The following is a 14,002-nucleotide window of genomic DNA, read 5'->3' as shown; positions in this document are numbered from 1 at the left end:
GGTGCGGCGCGGGCGGTGCGGCGAAGTCGGCGGCGGCGGGTTGCCGACCCCTGGGCAGGACCGCATGCTGCGGGTATCTGCCCCATCGGCGCGGAAAGGCATGATCATGGCGACCTGCGAAGTCTGCGGCAATGACTACTGGATGACCTTCGAGGTGCACACCGTGGGCGGCGGGGTGCACACCTTCGACTGCTTCGAATGCGCCGTGCAGCGGCTCGCGCCGCAGTGCGAGCACTGCGGGACGCGGATCCTCGGGCACGGCGTGGAGGCCAGTGGCCGGTTCTTCTGCTGCGCGCACTGTGCGCGCCAGTCGGATCTGGCGATGGCCGGGGAGCTGCGGGACACCGTGGGTGTGCATCCCGGTTGATGCTCTGTTCGGGGTATGCGCGCGGCGTCCGAATGGCGGGTCGGCCTCGCCTCGTTCGAGGGGCGAGGCCGCACTCGATCACTCGTTATCATTACGTTATGAATTGCTGGAAACACCGGGACTACCTGCGACGACATGGCGGGTGAGACGGATCGTTCCCGTCCGGTTCGCGCCGGTTGTCGTGAACCGGATTTGACAACGGGACGCAGGACCGTCGATTCATCCCTCGGAGTACTGGAGGACGCCCCGATGGCAGGTCTGGTTCGCTGGCTGGGCGGCATGGCGCGCGAGATGCAGCGGGCCCGCACGGTGATGCGGCACCCGGCGTTGAGCAGCCACGCCCGGCGCTGACATTCGTCAGTTCGCTCCCCTGCCCGGTCACCGGCCGGGCGCGGTCGAGGCATCAGTCCGGCGGCGCGTGCCGCAACGCAACACCGGGGCAACCAACAACCGGGGGCCTGATGCCAGGACTTGCTGAAAACACTGGTGCCGTGGCCCGGAGGCCACGGCACCAGTGCGTTTTGCGCCGCAGGACGCTCGGCCGTGCGATCCCGGCCAGTAGCGCTGCGGTAGTGTTGCCGGCACCGCGCACGACCGAGGAGGTGAGACCCATTACCGCTGTTGCAGGTCGGGTGCTCTCCTCTCGCGGTCGTGTTCCGCGTCGGTGATGCCGGAGAGCGCTCGTCGATACCGAAAGGCGCTCCCATTTCCGTTTTCCGATCATCGTTGTCCCCGTCCGCTGTGGTCGCCAGCCTTCGCGCCGCCGGTTGCGTGTTCGCCGAGGCCGAGGCGCAGTTGCTCATCGCCTCGGCCGCCGGTCCGGTGGAACTCGCCGAGATGCTGCGGCGCCGGGTCGACGGTCTGCCCCTGGAGCATGTGCTGGGTTGGGCGCGGTTCTGCGGACTGCGCATCGCCGTGGATCCCGGGGTGTTCGTGCCCCGCCGCCGCACCGAGTTCCTCGTCGAGCAGGCCGCGGCCGTGGCCCGGCCGCACGCGGTCGTGGTCGATCTGTGCTGTGGCTCGGGAGCGGTCGGCGCCGCGCTGGCCGCGAAGCTGCGGCAGGTGCGGTTGTACGCCGCAGACGTCGATCCCGCCGCGGTGCGCTGCGCGCGCCGCAACATCGCCGAGGCCGGTGCTGTTTTCGAAGGCGACCTCTATCAGGCGCTGCCCGGGCGATTACGGGGTGGCGTCGAGGTTGTGGTGGCCAACGCCCCCTACGTGCCCACCGATGAGGTGGCTTTGATGCCGTCGGAGGCGCGGCTGCACGAGCCGCAGGTGGCGCTGGATGGCGGCGGCGACGGGCTGGACATCCAGCGCCGGGTGGCCGCCGGGGCACCGGACTGGCTGTCGCCGGGCGGGCACCTGCTGATCGAGACCAGCCGCCGTCAGGCACCGCACACCGCGAAGATCGTCGCGCGTGCCGGGCTGGTCCCGCGCACGGTCCGCTGCGACGATCTCGACGCCACCATCGTCGTGGGTGCACTGCCCGGCTAACCGGGTGAGCGGCCGTACCGGCGGTGCGCCACGGGGGCGTTCAGCCTAGGGCTTCCCGGTGTTTGGCGGCCAGGGCGACGTAGTGTTCGGCGGAGAGCTTCAGGCGGGCCTGCTCGTCGTCGCTGAGGTCGCGGCGGACCTTGCCGGGGGTGCCGGCCACCATCGAGCCGGGCGGGATTTCGGTGCCCTCCAGCACGACCGCGCCGGCGGCGATCAGGGATCCGGCACCGTTGAGGACCACCGCGCCCATCCCGATCAGGCAGTCGTCGGCCACGGTGCAGCCGTGCAGCACCGCCTTGTGTCCGACGGTGACACCGGCTCCGATCTCCGCCGGGAAGCCGGGGTCGGCGTGCACGACGCAGCCGTCCTGGATGTTGCTGCCGGCGCCGAGGCTGATGTTCTCCAGGTCGCCGCGCAGCACCGCGTTGTAGGCCCAGGACTCCCGAAGCTACGGCCAGGTGCAAAGTAGGGTGTTGTAGCTGGTCACGAGCTCGGCGCGGTCGTCGTAGGTAGATTCCGGTCCGGGCTTGGCGGCTTTGTCGTCTGCGCAGGATGCGGGCACCGCAGTGTCTACTGTGGACATTTAGGGCTCGTTCTTGGTGATCACAATGGGTGCGTTACCGCACGGTAGAGGGTTGGTCACTCGATGGTGTCGTGGGTGCTACCGTCCGCGCGGTGAAGCAGGATTGGGATCCCGATGAGCTGATCGTGGCGTGGACGCTGGTCGAGGAGGACTGGCGGCTGCTGGGCAATAAGACCGGCGCTACGCGGCTGGGGTTCGCGCTGGTGCTGAAGTACTTCGAGATCGAGGCCGAGTTCCCGCGTTACGGCGAGCAGGTGCCGGCGGCGGCGGTGGAGTTCGTAGCAGATTTGGTGAAGGTCGATCCGGCCGAGTTCGGCAAGTACTCCTTCGAGAACCGCTCGGCGAAGTATCACCGCGGTCAGATCCGGGAGGCGCTGGGGTTCCGCCCGGCGACCGAGGACGACGGGGCGCGGTGGGTGCAGTGGCTGGCGACCGAGCAGTGTCCGGTGGAACAGAACCGGGACCGGCTGGAGGTGGCGCTGCGGCAGCGGTGCCGCAGCGAGAGCGTCGAGCCACCCAGCGAGGGCCAGATTGAGCGGGTGATCGGCTCGGCGCTGCGCCAGCACGAGACAGCGTTCGCCGCGCTGATCATGGACCGGCTGGGGTCGGCGCCCTGCGCGGCGATGCAGTCGCTGCTGGAGTCCGAGGGCCGCCTGGCCGAGGTGAAGGCCGATCCCGGGCCGCTCGGGCTGGAGACACTGCTGGGCGAGATCGCGAAGCTGCGCACGGTGCGTGGGCTGGGGTTGCCGGGCGAGGTGTTCGCCGGGGTGTCGGACCGGCTGATCGCGGCGTGGCGGTCGCGGGCGGCGCGGATGTTCCCGTCGGACTTCGCCGAGTGCTCCGAGCCGGTGCGGTACACGCTGCTGGCGGCGTTGTGCTGGGTTCGCCAGGCTGAGATCACCGATGATCTGGTCGGGTTGCTGGTGGATCTGGTGCACAAGATCAACGCCCGCGCGGAGCGGCGGGTGGAGAAGGAACTGCTCGGTGAGATGAGCTCGGTGCCGGGGAAGAAGGGCATCTTCCTCAAGATGGTCAACGCGGTGCTGGAGCACCCGGACGAGCAGGTGCGTGCGGCGGTGTGGCCGGTGGTGCCGGGCGGGGAGAAGACGCTGCGCAAGCTGGTCAAGGAGCTGCTCGCCGGGAGCCGGGTGGTGCGGGAACGGGTTCGCTACCAGCTGCGCGGCTCCTACACCCACCATTACCGGCGGATGCTGGCACCGGTGCTCGCCGCGCTGGACTTTCAGTGCAACAACACCACCTACCGGCCGGTGATGGATGCCGTCGAACTGCTCGGCTCTTACGCCGCGGTGGACAGCAAGGTCAGGGTGTACGGCCCGGATGACCGTCCGCCGATCGAGGGTGTGGTGCCCAAGGCGTGGCGGGACGCGGTCACCGACGAGAACGGCCAGGTCGAGCGCATCTCCTACGAGCTGTGCGTGCTGATCGCGTTGCGGGAAGCACTGCGGCGCCGGGAGATCTGGGTGGCCGGCGCCGGGCGGTGGCGCGACCCGGAGGAAGACCTGCCGCAGAACTTCGAGGAGAACCGCGATGTGCACTACGCCGCGCTGGGTAAACCCCTGCAGGCGAAGGAATTCGTCGAGGACCTCAAGCGTCGCCACCGCGCTGCCTTGGACACGCTGAACACCGCGATGGTCAAGGGGACGACGGGCGGGGTGAAGATCACTACGAAGAAGGGGCAGCCGTGGATCACGGTGCCGGCGTTGGAGAAGCTGCCCGAGCCGCAGAACCTTGCGGCGCTCAAGGCCGAGGTGGCGCGGCGGTGGGGCACGATCGACCTGCTGGACATGCTGAAGAACACCGACCTGTTCACCGACTTCACGTCCGAGTTCGTGTCGGTCGCGACCAGGGAAGCCTTGCCGAAGGATGTGTTGCGGCGCCGGCTGTTGATGTGCCTGTTCGCGCTGGGCACGAACATGGGGATCCGCGCGCTGGTGTCCACCGGGCAGCATGACGAGGACGAGGGCGCGTTGCGGCGGGTGCGGGCCAGCCACATCACGCGGGAGAACCTGCGCCGTGCGATCGTGACCGTGGTCAACGCGACGTTCGCCGCGCGGGATCCGCGGTGGTGGGGCAAGGCCACCACGACCGCGAGTGACTCGAAGCGGTTCGGGTCGTGGGACTCGAACCTGATGACGCGGTTCCATGCCCGGTACGGGGCGGGCGGGATCATGATCTACTGGCACGTCGAGAAGGGCCGGGTCTGCATCTACTCTCAGATCAAGGACACCTCCTCGTCGGAGGTCGCGTCGATGATCGAGGGCCTGCTGCGGCACTGCACGGACGCTGAGATCGAGGCGAACTACACCGACACGCACGGCGCGAGCGTGGTCGGGTTCGCGTTCACCGAGCTGCTGGGGTTCCGCTTGTTGCCGCGGTTGAAGAACATCGGCGCGATCAAGCTGTACAGCCCGGACGCGCCGGCGTCGACCTGGCCGGAGCTGGGCAAGGTGATGGTGAACCGGCCGATCAACTGGGAGCTGATCGGCCAGCAGTACGACCAGATGGTCAAGTACGCGACCGCGCTGCGGCTCGGGACGGCCGAGGCCGAGCAGATGCTGCGCCGGTTCACCAAAGGCGGCGGCCCGAAGAACCCCACCTACTTGGCGATGGAGGAACTCGGACGGGTCGTGCGGACGATCTTCGCCTGCGAATTCTTGACCTCGGAGGATCTCCGCCGGGAGATCCACGGCGGGCTGCAGGTGGTGGAGAACTGGAACTCCGCCAACGAGGTCGTCTTCTACGGCAAAGACGGCAAGCTCACCGGTGCCGATCAGGAGCATGTGGAAGTGTCGATGCTGGCACTGCATTTGCTGCAGAGCTGCTTGGTCTACATCAATACCCTGCTGCTGCAACGGGTTCTGGGTGATCCGGAGTGGGCGACGAAACTGACCGACGACGATCGGCGGGCGCTCAACGCGCTGTTCTGGACCAACGTCAATCCCTACGGCCGGTTTCTGCTGGATATGGACACCCACCTGGATCTCGACCTGGCCGCGTAGCCGGCCCAGTTCTCCCGAAGCTCCCGCCAGCCGCGATCTCCGGTATCTGCTGGTCAGCGTGGCGTAAACGTGGTCAGACCCGGTAACCGGTCTCGGCCGGGATCCGATCAGCCAGCTCTGATCGCGGCGCTGGTCCCGCCGCACACAGGCCAACACGCGGGGTGAGGAACTCATCTGGGTGTTGGCTGGTGCAGTGTGCTGAGCAAGGCGCGGCCGTGGTGAATGAAGGCGGGGTCAGCGTTTCGGTGTCCGTACGCAAGTGTGGTGAGGCCGTCGAGGACGGTGCAGTGGGCCAGTACTGCGGCATCGGATTCGTTGAGTGGCCCATATCCGGCGAAGAAGGCGGCCTTCAGATCGGGGCGGTGGGTGAAGTGGCGGGTGTTCATGCGGACGAGGTCTCGTGCCGCGAGGTCGATGCGTGCGTGTTCGAAGTCGATGAGCCGGAGTAGTCCTTCGCCGGGATGCCAGAGCAGGTTGCGGGGCTGGAAATCAAGATGGCATGCGGTCACGCGTGCTGTCGTGATCTTCATGAGTCGCCGCATATGGTGCCGGACGAGTTGGGTGTCGTGGCGGGTGAGATGTGCAGCGGTGCGGGTGATCCAATGTTCCGCGCGTTCAGCAAGGTAGGACGTGATCTCTGGGACGTGGCCTGTGACGGGGACCTGGTGCAAGCGGCGGAGAAATTGCCCGGCTTGGCGGAATGCGGCGCGTTCGGCTTCTTGGGGAAGGCCGAGTTCGTCCAGCGGCCGACCAGGGACTGCGGTGATCACGATCCCGGGCAGGTCCGTATCGACGGCCAGGAGCCGGGGTGTGGCGTCGGCGAGGTGCGGGGTCCAGTCGCGGTAGGCGCTCACCTCGCGTTGGTGCAGCGTGCGGGATCGGTGGATCTTGCCGATGAGGCTTGTTTCGGTGCTGCGCATCCGCACCACCGTGCCGGTGGCATGCGTGAGCGGCGGTGAGGTGATGTCGGCCGGGTCGTAGCCGGCGGAGCGTGCGAGGGCCCGCAGACGCTCAAGGTTCTGGTCGTTCATCCGGTTGCGGCTTCCGCTGCAGCGGCGAGGTGCTGAATGTCGTTGTGGGCGGCCAGCATCCACACGGTGTGGCCGAAGCGGTTGCGGTGTTGCTGCCAGCGGGTCAGGCTCGCGTGGCTGGTGACGATGCCGGGTTGTTCGGCCTCTGAGCGCGGGAGGCCGAGCAGGAATGCGAAGCTGGCTTCGATGGTCTCGCCGTGGGCGGCGATGAGGATGCGCTGGCCCTCATGGCGGCGGATGAGGCTGGCCAGGATCCGGCTGGCGCGGTCGAGATAGGTGTTCCAAGCTTCGGCGTCTTCGGCGATCGGCTGGTGCGGATAGCGCTGGGGGCGGCCACCGAAGCGGGTTTTGATACTGGTCCAGTCGCAGCCGTCGGCCGCGCCGTGGTCGAGTCCCCGGAGTTCGTCGTCGGTGCGGATGGTGAGGTTCAGCGCGTGGGCCAGTGCGGCGGCGGTGTCCTGGGTGCGCTGGCGGGGGCTGGTGTAGAGCGCGTCGAAGGCGGGTTCGCCCGTGAGACGGGTGGCTAGGCGAGCGACTTGCTCGCGGCCGTGGTCGGTGAGCCCGGTGCAGGTGCGGGAGCCGCCTACGAATCCGGCGACGTTGCAGGCGGCTTCACCGTGGCGTGCGAGGACGAGTTCGGTGGTGACGGGCATCAGCGGCTCCGTTTAGTAGGCGTGCTGGTCACGTCGTGCGCGGGCCAGGGGCGTACGGCCGGCCACGGATGGCGGTAGCCGTGGCGGCCGAGGTAGCGGCGTGTCAGGAGGTCGTGAAACTCCGCCCAGACGGCGATTTCGGTGTGGGAGCAGGGTTCGCCGAGTTCGTGGGTGTAGGCGGTCACCGCGTCATCGGCGGCGCTTCGGGGGAGCCGGCCGTAGGTCATTCCGGTGGTGACCAGGAGTTTGGCCAGGTCATAGGCGACGGGGGCCAGCGTCAGGGAGTCGAAGTCGACCAGGACGGGACCGCGGTCGGGGGTGATGAGGAAGTTGCGGGGGTTGGAGTCTTTGTAGATCGCAGCAGGGAACAGGGTGGCGTGGTCCAGCCATGCGTCGATGTCCTGATGATCCAGTGGCGAGTCCGGGATCAGATCGCGTTGATGGTGCAGCCGTGTGCGGCGGGGTCCGGCGAACGAGGCTAGCCACAGCCCACCAGGGGTGATGTAGCGGGAGTTGACCTGCGCCCGGTCTATTCCTGCCCGGCGGGCGGCGTGGTGCAGACGCCCCAGTACGGCGGCGACAGCAGGGAGATCGTCGAGTTCGGCGGCCCGGCCTGTCACGTGGGCGAAGCCCAGGGTCATGTCGGTCCCGCCGATCATTTCCGGGTACTCGATCCCGGCGTTGAGGCCGGTCAGCCACCGGTAGTGCTCGCGTGCGGTGTCCGCGGCGCGGGCGTCGCGGTAGGTCTTGATGAATCGCCGGGGGGTCATCGCCGCTCCGCCAGGACGTAAGTAACTGTCGAGGTCGCGGTCACCCTGGACTGGCCGACAAGGGGACGAAGTGCGGTAGTGATGGCTTGTTCGTCGGCGCCGAGGTCGTATTTCGGAGTGGTGGTCAAATAGCGCGCCGTGTGCGCGGCATCGCGGAAGCGGAACACATGCTGGTGGTTGACCGTCTTGAGCACGGCGAGGTGGTGTGTGGTGATGTGCTCGGCGTTGCCGCTGTGGAACGTCTCGTACAGGCTGGGCCGGCGCGTGGCGTGTGGGTCGAGTCCTGCTGCGGTGACGAGCTCGTCGAGTTCGCGGTAGCTGTCGGCGGACTTGGTGACCAGCACTGCCTGGCCACCAGGGCGCAGGCAGCGGGCGAACTCGACGATGACCCGTTGAGGCTGGGGTGCGTGGTAGAGGCAGAACGCCGCCACCACAACGTCCACGCTGGCTTCGGCCAGGGGCAGTGCGTGAAAGTCAGCACGTAAGAACCGCGCACGGGCCTGCTGCGGAAGGCGTCGTCGGGCGTCGACCAGCAACGCGTGGGAGAGGTCGATGCCGGCCAGAAGCACGGGGTTCCACCGCTGGGCCAAGTGCGCGGTGGTGGAACCGCGGCCGCAGCCGACGTCGATCACGGTTGCACGGGCTCGTTCGGGGTCGGGGAGTTCGCTGATGACTTCGGGCACCGGTCGGCCCTGGATTTTGGCGCCATGCAGCGCGCCGGTGCGCCTGGCCAGCCGCTGGCTGGTCCCGTACAGCTCCTGCTGTCCATTCAGGAACGGGTTAGTGCTCATGTGCGCGCCGAGTCCGGGTGGCTGCCGTTGCTGGGCACCGAGCGCAGGAACCGGCGCATCTCGCGGCGGGAGCGCAGGGTGACTGCCGTGCCGCTGGTGTGCTCGGCGATCAGGGTTTCGACCTTCGGGCGCATCGTGCGCCTGTAGCCGAGGATGTAGCGGATGAATCCCCAGGTGATTCGGCCACGCAGGTGACGGGAGAGTTCGTCGTCGCCGCGGTGCTGGAGGCGGCGCTGCAGGATTCCCCATAGACATGTCAGCGCGGGGAGATCGAGGAAGATCACGGTGTCAGCGGCGGTAAGCCGGATCGGCATGGTGCTGGCGTAGTTGCCATCGATAATCCACTCTGGCCGGGCTACCAGCGTGCGTTGCCTGTCGGAGAAAGCCTCGTGGTCCAGGGGTTTCCAGTCGTCGTCGTAGAACACCGTGTCCAGGTGCGTCACCGGCAGCCCGAGTCGCTGGCTGAGCTGGCGCGCCAGTGCGGATTTGCCGCTGCCGCCGCACCCGCAGATCATGATCTTGCGCATGGTCCTCCGTTCCGGTTGGTCAGGCTCTGGGCCCGTTGTTTACCGTGGCAGGCCCGGTGGTGTCGGGTGGGGCTGGTTCAGCAGTGTGTCGATCATGTCCAGCTGGTGGTGTAGCCGGAAGATCTTCAGGTGGTGAAGGCACTCGGCCAGGAGGTCGGCGTGCTGGGCTGTCCCGGTGAGGCGCAGTTCGCTGATCAGCTCGGTGGCGTGCTGGCCGCTGGTGATGTGCAGGTCGGCGGGCACGTAGTGCTCGATCCCGCGGATGGTGGTCGGGGCTAGCGGCAGGCATCCGGCGAGGACGGCTTCACACAGCCGCTGGGTCATGTGGCCGCTGGCGGCGTAGCGCGGCGGCAACAGCAGCACCGTCGCCAGCGCGTCGCGATACAGCGGGTCCACCGCGGTGAACGGGATCCGGCCGATGAAATGCACGTGCGGCCACCGGTCGGTGTCGGTCCATTTCCCGGCGACCTGGTGGTGGTGCTCGGCGGCGGCTGGCGCGAAGTAGGTGTCGAACGCCTCGTCACGGCCGTACTGGTTACCGATATACACCACTGGCCATGACCTCCGGCCTCGCGCGAGTTCGGAGGGGTCAACCGTGTCCAGCGTGTCGTCGGCGACCGGGAACAGCAGGCTGTGCGCCCCTGGCTTCGGGTACAGCGCTGGCTCGCACACCCGCACCGCAGGATGACTGCGCAGTGGATCGGCGGTGGGGAGTTGCTGGTCTTTGTCCCAGAGCAGGGTCGGCAGACTGTGCTGCGTGTAGTGCTCGACCAGCTGCTGTTGCCGGTGCAGGTCGCAGGTGTGCCCGGGTGCGCCGCATGGGGTGGTGTTGCGGCCCGCGAGGGGCCAGCGCCACTCCAGAAACAGTGCGTCGATCTCGGGGAACCCGGTGTCCCAGCGGTAGGTCTGCCGCAGGTCGGTACCGGCTTCGGTGAGGTCGCGGTTGGTTTGCAGGAACACGATGTCGTGCCCGGCTTCGCGCAGTCCGTCGATGAGGGTGCGGCGGTGGCTGCGCCCGCCGTCTGGGGTGTCAGTGATCCCAGGACCGAGGAATCCCCAGAAGCTGTAGCCGATCTTCACTGGCGCACCACCCACCAGTCCTCCAGGAGCAGCGCATCGATTCCGGATTCAGCCAAGCAGTCCAGCGCCATGTCCGGGGTGCCGCAGATGGGTTTGCCTTTGACGTTCAGCGAGGTGTTGATCAGCACCGGGGTGCCGGTGAGCGCGGCGAACTCGGTGAGCACCTCGGTCAGGAACTGGTTCTGGGCCGCATCGACGGTTTGCGCGCGAGCGGTGCCGTTGGCATGCACGATGCTGGGGATCCGCTCCAGCGCCAGGTCGGTGACGGGGTGCGCTCGTGACATGAACGGCGAGGGTGCGCCGAGGCGGACGTAGTCGGATGCCTTGTCGGCGAGGATGACCGGCGCGAACGGCCGGAACGGCTCGCGGTATTTCACGGTGGCATTGAGCCGGTCGACGACCGACGAATCCAGCGGTGAGGCCAGGATGGACCGGTGGCCCAGTGCCCGGGGACCGGCTTCCAGTGCTCCGGTGAAGACGCCGATGATGAGGCCGGCGGCGAGTTGTTCGGCGAGGTAGCGGGCTCGGTGCTGCAGGCGTCGGGCGCGGGCGCCGGGCCGAGGCGTGGTGGCCAGGGTGAGGCCGCCGAAGGCTGGGCCGAGGTAGCAGGCGTTTCCGGCTCCGGTGGCTATGTGCCCGCTGTGGTGGTGCCAGGAAGCCAGCGCGGCGCCGGTGGCGGTGCCGGAATCACCGGGTGCGGGCGGGACGGTCACGGCCTCGAAGATTCCGGCGTCGGCGATTCGGCCGATGCTCAAGCAGTTCATCGCAACACCTCCGCCGACGCACAGCGTGGAGGCTCCGGTGGCCTGCCGTGCCCGCCGGGCCAGGTGCAGCATGATCTGCTCCGTGCGCTCCTGCAGAGCCGCGGCCAGATCCTGGTGCACGTCGGTCACCGGCTCGTCACTGTGCCGAGGTGGACAGGTGCGGGCGATGAATTCGGGAGTCAGCCGCTGCGCGCGCCCGGAGAGCACTCGCAGCGCGATCAGCCGCGGGTCGACGGTGAATCCGCGTCTGGTCATGCGCACCGCGTCGGCGAGCAGCTGCCGGAATCGGGTCGGGTCGCCCAGCGCGGCCAGGGCCATGACGGTGCCTTCCTCATCACCGCGGCGCCATCCCAGGTGCTCGGTCATCGCGCCGTAGACGTATCCCAGCGAGGCGGGGTCGGTGATTGCCTCACGCTGCCGGTAGGCCAGCCGACCGTTCCCGGAGTGGTGTGCGGAGGCGATCGTGGTGGTTTCGGTCTCGCCGAGGCTGTCGACGATGAGTACGGCCGCGTCGTCGGCACCGGATGCGGCAAAGGCGTACAGCCCGTGGGCATGGTGATGCGGAATCGCCCGCACCCGGGCGCGGGGGAACCATGCGCGCAGCTCGGCCAGCCGGGCGTGGGTGCGGGCGGCGACCTTGACGAAGGACCGAGACCGCGCCATCGCCCGGTGCGGGTCGCCGACCAGTTGCGCCGGGGCCGGGATCGCGGCGGGCAGGTAGCGGGCGGGCACGAAGTTGTAGGCGACCTCGTCGACGTCGGCGACGCTCAAGCCCTGCTGGCCCAGCAGCCACTGCACCGCGTGCCGGGGAAACGAGCGGTCATGTTTGACGCCGGAAAGCCGTTCTTCCTCGACAAAGCCCACCAGGCGCCCGTCGATCAGCAGCGCGGCGGCCGAGTCATGGGTGAACGCGCACAGCCCCAGCACCACGTTCGGAACCGATCGGCTCATGCCAGCCTCCCGCGAGCGTTGGGCGTGGCCGGTGCGGGCGCGATCCGGTGCGGCTCGGATTCCAGCAGCTCGTACCACCGGCGCAGCGCGGCCGACAGCAGCTGATCCGAGCTGGTCAGCAGAGCTCGGGCATTGTCGCGATCACCGGCCTTCCAGCGGCGGTAACTGGCCAGCACGATCGCGAAGTCATCCCAACCGGCGTGGCCGACGAGTTCCCCTGCGGTGATCTGGGCCAGCAGCGCGTCGAAGTCCTCCCACGGCACCCGCAGATCCAGCTGCGCCCCGGTCTCGGCCTGGCCGTCGACGGGCTGGGTGTCGAGTGTTTCGGCCAGGCTCAGGTGGTCGTCATAGAGGTGCAGCGAGTCGACCAGGTGGTGATACTCGCCGAGGCCGACGCCCAGCCACCCAGCCAGCAGTTCCTGCAGCAAGGTCGTGGTGAAGATGTCGTAGGGAAAGCCCAGCCACGTGTCCTGGCTGCGCATCGTGGTGAACATGACCAGCCGCCCGGACCGGATGTAGAAGCGATAGCCCAAGGTGCACGGAACATCGCGGTGGCCGGAGAAATCACGAGCGGGGTTGAACAGCTGGATCACCGCCTGCCGCGACTGGTCGTCGTCTTCCAACAGCCGCCGCACCGCGTCCAGCTGATCCCGTCCCTGCCAGTTCCGTAGCCGTGGCCCGTAGGCTCCCTGCAAGCGGCCGTGGTCGGTGAAACGGCGCAGCCGCTTGTTGAAGTCGAAGATCCACGGCTCGTCGGATCCGGACAGGATCCAGACCGCCTCGGCGGCCGCGAACGCGGCGTTGATCACCCGTGCCGGTACCGCGTCGACGAACCGGTACCGCGGCCGCGTCAAGTGCAGGTGCGTGCCAAGGAGTTCAGTGGTGGCCAATCCACGGGGCGCCACCGCGGCACCGTGCGTACGAAGGCAACGGCAGGCCGTGGTGAACAGTTCGGTGGCCGATCCTGCTGACAGGGTGTGCACTGATCAGGTCCTTTCGTCAGGAAGCGGCTTCGTCGTGGCCGACTTCGGCGTTGAGCCACTGCCAGTGCCGGGTCATGCCCTTGACCAGATTCACCCGCGGTTGCCACCCCAGCTCCTCACGCGCGCGGGTCGGGTCGGCCAAGGTGGCGGGCACATCACCGTCCCGGGCGGCGACGGGGCGGGTGGGGATGCGGGTACCGGTGATGTCTTCGGCGATGCGCACAACATCGGCGACGCTGGCCGCCCGGCCGCCGCCGATGTTGAACACACCCGACGCTGGCACGGTGGCGGCCGTGAGCGTGGCCGCGACCGCATCGTCGACGAAGGTGAAGTCGCGTCGCTGATCGCCCGCACCGAACAACCGCACGGGCGGACCACCCAGTGCCGCCGAGAGCACCCGTCCGATCAGCATGTCCGGACGCTGGCGCGGCCCGTACACGGTGAAGTAGCGCAGCGCCGACACTCTTGTGGCCGAGTCGCTTCGCCGCGCGTATGCCAGGCACAGCGTTTCGGCGGCCAGCTTGCTCACCCCGTACGGCGACAGCGGCGCCGTCGCAGCGGTCTCCGGTGACGCGCCACCACCGGTCCGGCCGTACACGCTCGATGAGGACGCCAGCACCACTCGCGGGACCTTCAACCGCACAGCCGCTTCCATCAGACGCTGAGTCGCCACGATGTTGCTTTCGGCGTACTCCGCGAACCCCGGCCCCCACGAAGGCCGAACCCCCGGCACACCGGCCAGGTGAAACACCACGTCGGCGTCCAACACCAGCGATTCCACCGCGCAGTGGGCCAGGTCAGCCGGAACGAACACAAAGTTCGGCGCCGCCCGGACAGCCTCCACGTTCGCCGCGGCGGCGACATCGCGGTCCGGATCTCGCCGGTCAACGCCGATCACCAGCACCCCGGCCCTGACCAACCGTTCCACGAGATGCCCACCGATAAACCCAGCCGCACCGGTAACAACCACCCGCCGCATCGGATTCGC

13 protein-coding genes and 1 pseudogene are annotated in these 14,002 nt (G+C 68.2%); 3 read left to right on the top strand and 11 right to left on the bottom strand.

What is annotated here, in order from left to right; all coding sequences use genetic code 11:
- Positions 1-106: 106 nt before the first annotated feature.
- Both BJ970_RS28175 and BJ970_RS28170 read left to right on the top strand, forming a co-directional pair.
- Positions 107-367 carry a metallothionein gene (locus BJ970_RS28175; protein ID WP_184732339.1) on the top strand — a complete coding sequence of 87 codons (261 nt, stop codon included), beginning with the start codon at positions 107-109 and terminating at the stop codon, positions 365-367.
- Between the two features lie 726 nt (positions 368-1,093).
- Complete coding sequence (locus BJ970_RS28170; protein ID WP_184729893.1) at positions 1,094-1,861, top strand: putative protein N(5)-glutamine methyltransferase; 768 nt, start codon at positions 1,094-1,096, stop codon at positions 1,859-1,861.
- Positions 1,862-1,901: 40 nt separating this feature from the next.
- On the opposite strand, the pseudogene BJ970_RS28165 reads toward BJ970_RS28170, so the two are convergent.
- Positions 1,902-2,291 (bottom strand): annotated as a pseudogene (locus BJ970_RS28165) (gamma carbonic anhydrase family protein); the annotation flags it as partial.
- Positions 2,292-2,309: 18 nt separating this feature from the next.
- On the bottom strand, positions 2,310-2,444 hold the full coding sequence (locus BJ970_RS39100) for a hypothetical protein (protein ID WP_281399641.1): 135 nt from the start codon (positions 2,442-2,444) through the stop codon (positions 2,310-2,312).
- 92 nt (positions 2,445-2,536) lie between these two features.
- On the opposite strand from BJ970_RS39100, the gene BJ970_RS28160 reads away from it, so the two are divergent.
- Positions 2,537-5,464, top strand: coding sequence for a Tn3 family transposase (locus tag BJ970_RS28160; protein WP_184729888.1), 2,928 nt, complete (start codon positions 2,537-2,539; stop codon positions 5,462-5,464).
- Between the two features lie 170 nt (positions 5,465-5,634).
- On the opposite strand, the gene BJ970_RS28155 is transcribed toward BJ970_RS28160, so the two are convergent.
- The 9 genes from BJ970_RS28155 to BJ970_RS28115 form a co-directional block, all read right to left on the bottom strand.
- Positions 5,635-6,495, bottom strand: a complete 861-nt coding sequence (locus BJ970_RS28155; RefSeq protein ID WP_184729886.1) for an aminoglycoside phosphotransferase family protein — start codon at positions 6,493-6,495, stop codon at positions 5,635-5,637.
- On the bottom strand, positions 6,492-7,148 hold the full coding sequence (locus BJ970_RS28150; RefSeq protein ID WP_184729884.1) for a histidine phosphatase family protein: 657 nt from the start codon (positions 7,146-7,148) through the stop codon (positions 6,492-6,494). Before BJ970_RS28150 ends, BJ970_RS28155 begins: the two co-directional genes overlap by 4 nt.
- Positions 7,148-7,918, bottom strand: coding sequence for a phosphotransferase (locus BJ970_RS28145; RefSeq protein WP_184729882.1), 771 nt, complete (start codon positions 7,916-7,918; stop codon positions 7,148-7,150). The genes BJ970_RS28150 and BJ970_RS28145 overlap by 1 nt, the downstream gene beginning before the upstream one ends.
- Entirely contained in the window at positions 7,915-8,709 is a 795-nt protein-coding gene (locus tag BJ970_RS28140; RefSeq protein ID WP_184729880.1) for a class I SAM-dependent methyltransferase, read from the bottom strand. The genes BJ970_RS28145 and BJ970_RS28140 overlap by 4 nt, the downstream gene beginning before the upstream one ends.
- Positions 8,706-9,236 carry a P-loop NTPase family protein gene (locus BJ970_RS28135; protein ID WP_184729878.1) on the bottom strand — a complete coding sequence of 177 codons (531 nt, stop codon included), beginning with the start codon at positions 9,234-9,236 and terminating at the stop codon, positions 8,706-8,708. Before BJ970_RS28135 ends, BJ970_RS28140 begins: the two co-directional genes overlap by 4 nt.
- A 39-nt stretch (positions 9,237-9,275) precedes the next feature.
- Positions 9,276-10,331, bottom strand: a complete 1,056-nt coding sequence (locus BJ970_RS28130; RefSeq protein WP_221468295.1) for a hypothetical protein — start codon at positions 10,329-10,331, stop codon at positions 9,276-9,278.
- Entirely contained in the window at positions 10,313-12,031 is a 1,719-nt protein-coding gene (locus BJ970_RS28125) for a carbamoyltransferase family protein (RefSeq protein ID WP_184729876.1), read from the bottom strand. Before BJ970_RS28125 ends, BJ970_RS28130 begins: the two co-directional genes overlap by 19 nt.
- Entirely contained in the window at positions 12,028-12,936 is a 909-nt protein-coding gene (locus tag BJ970_RS28120; RefSeq protein ID WP_221468294.1) for a thymidylate synthase, read from the bottom strand. Before BJ970_RS28120 ends, BJ970_RS28125 begins: the two co-directional genes overlap by 4 nt.
- A 94-nt stretch (positions 12,937-13,030) precedes the next feature.
- Positions 13,031-13,993: an NAD-dependent epimerase/dehydratase family protein gene (locus BJ970_RS28115; protein ID WP_184729872.1), complete on the bottom strand. Its 963-nt coding sequence runs from the start codon at positions 13,991-13,993 to the stop codon at positions 13,031-13,033.
- Between the last annotated feature and the right edge of the window lie 9 nt (positions 13,994-14,002).

Origin of the sequence: Saccharopolyspora phatthalungensis (genome assembly GCF_014203395.1) — a bacterium.
Lineage (GTDB): Bacteria > Actinomycetota > Actinomycetes > Mycobacteriales > Pseudonocardiaceae > Saccharopolyspora > Saccharopolyspora phatthalungensis.
This window is presented reverse-complemented; position numbering and strand designations above follow the sequence as displayed.

Excerpts from the sequence above, each read along its gene's own strand:
- BJ970_RS28175 (WP_184732339.1), top strand. The coding sequence starts at position 107 with ATGGCGACCTGCGAAGTCTGCGGCAATGACTACTGGATGACCTTCGAG.
- BJ970_RS39100 (WP_281399641.1), bottom strand. The coding sequence starts at position 2,444 with ATGTCCACAGTAGACACTGCGGTGCCCGCATCCTGCGCAGACGACAAA.
- BJ970_RS28155 (WP_184729886.1), bottom strand. The coding sequence starts at position 6,495 with ATGAACGACCAGAACCTTGAGCGTCTGCGGGCCCTCGCACGCTCCGCC.
- BJ970_RS28150 (WP_184729884.1), bottom strand. The coding sequence starts at position 7,148 with ATGCCCGTCACCACCGAACTCGTCCTCGCACGCCACGGTGAAGCCGCC.
- BJ970_RS28145 (WP_184729882.1), bottom strand. The coding sequence starts at position 7,918 with ATGACCCCCCGGCGATTCATCAAGACCTACCGCGACGCCCGCGCCGCG.
- BJ970_RS28140 (WP_184729880.1), bottom strand. The coding sequence starts at position 8,709 with ATGAGCACTAACCCGTTCCTGAATGGACAGCAGGAGCTGTACGGGACC.
- BJ970_RS28135 (WP_184729878.1), bottom strand. The coding sequence starts at position 9,236 with ATGCGCAAGATCATGATCTGCGGGTGCGGCGGCAGCGGCAAATCCGCA.
- BJ970_RS28125 (WP_184729876.1), bottom strand. The coding sequence starts at position 12,031 with ATGAGCCGATCGGTTCCGAACGTGGTGCTGGGGCTGTGCGCGTTCACC.
- BJ970_RS28115 (WP_184729872.1), bottom strand. The coding sequence starts at position 13,993 with ATGCGGCGGGTGGTTGTTACCGGTGCGGCTGGGTTTATCGGTGGGCAT.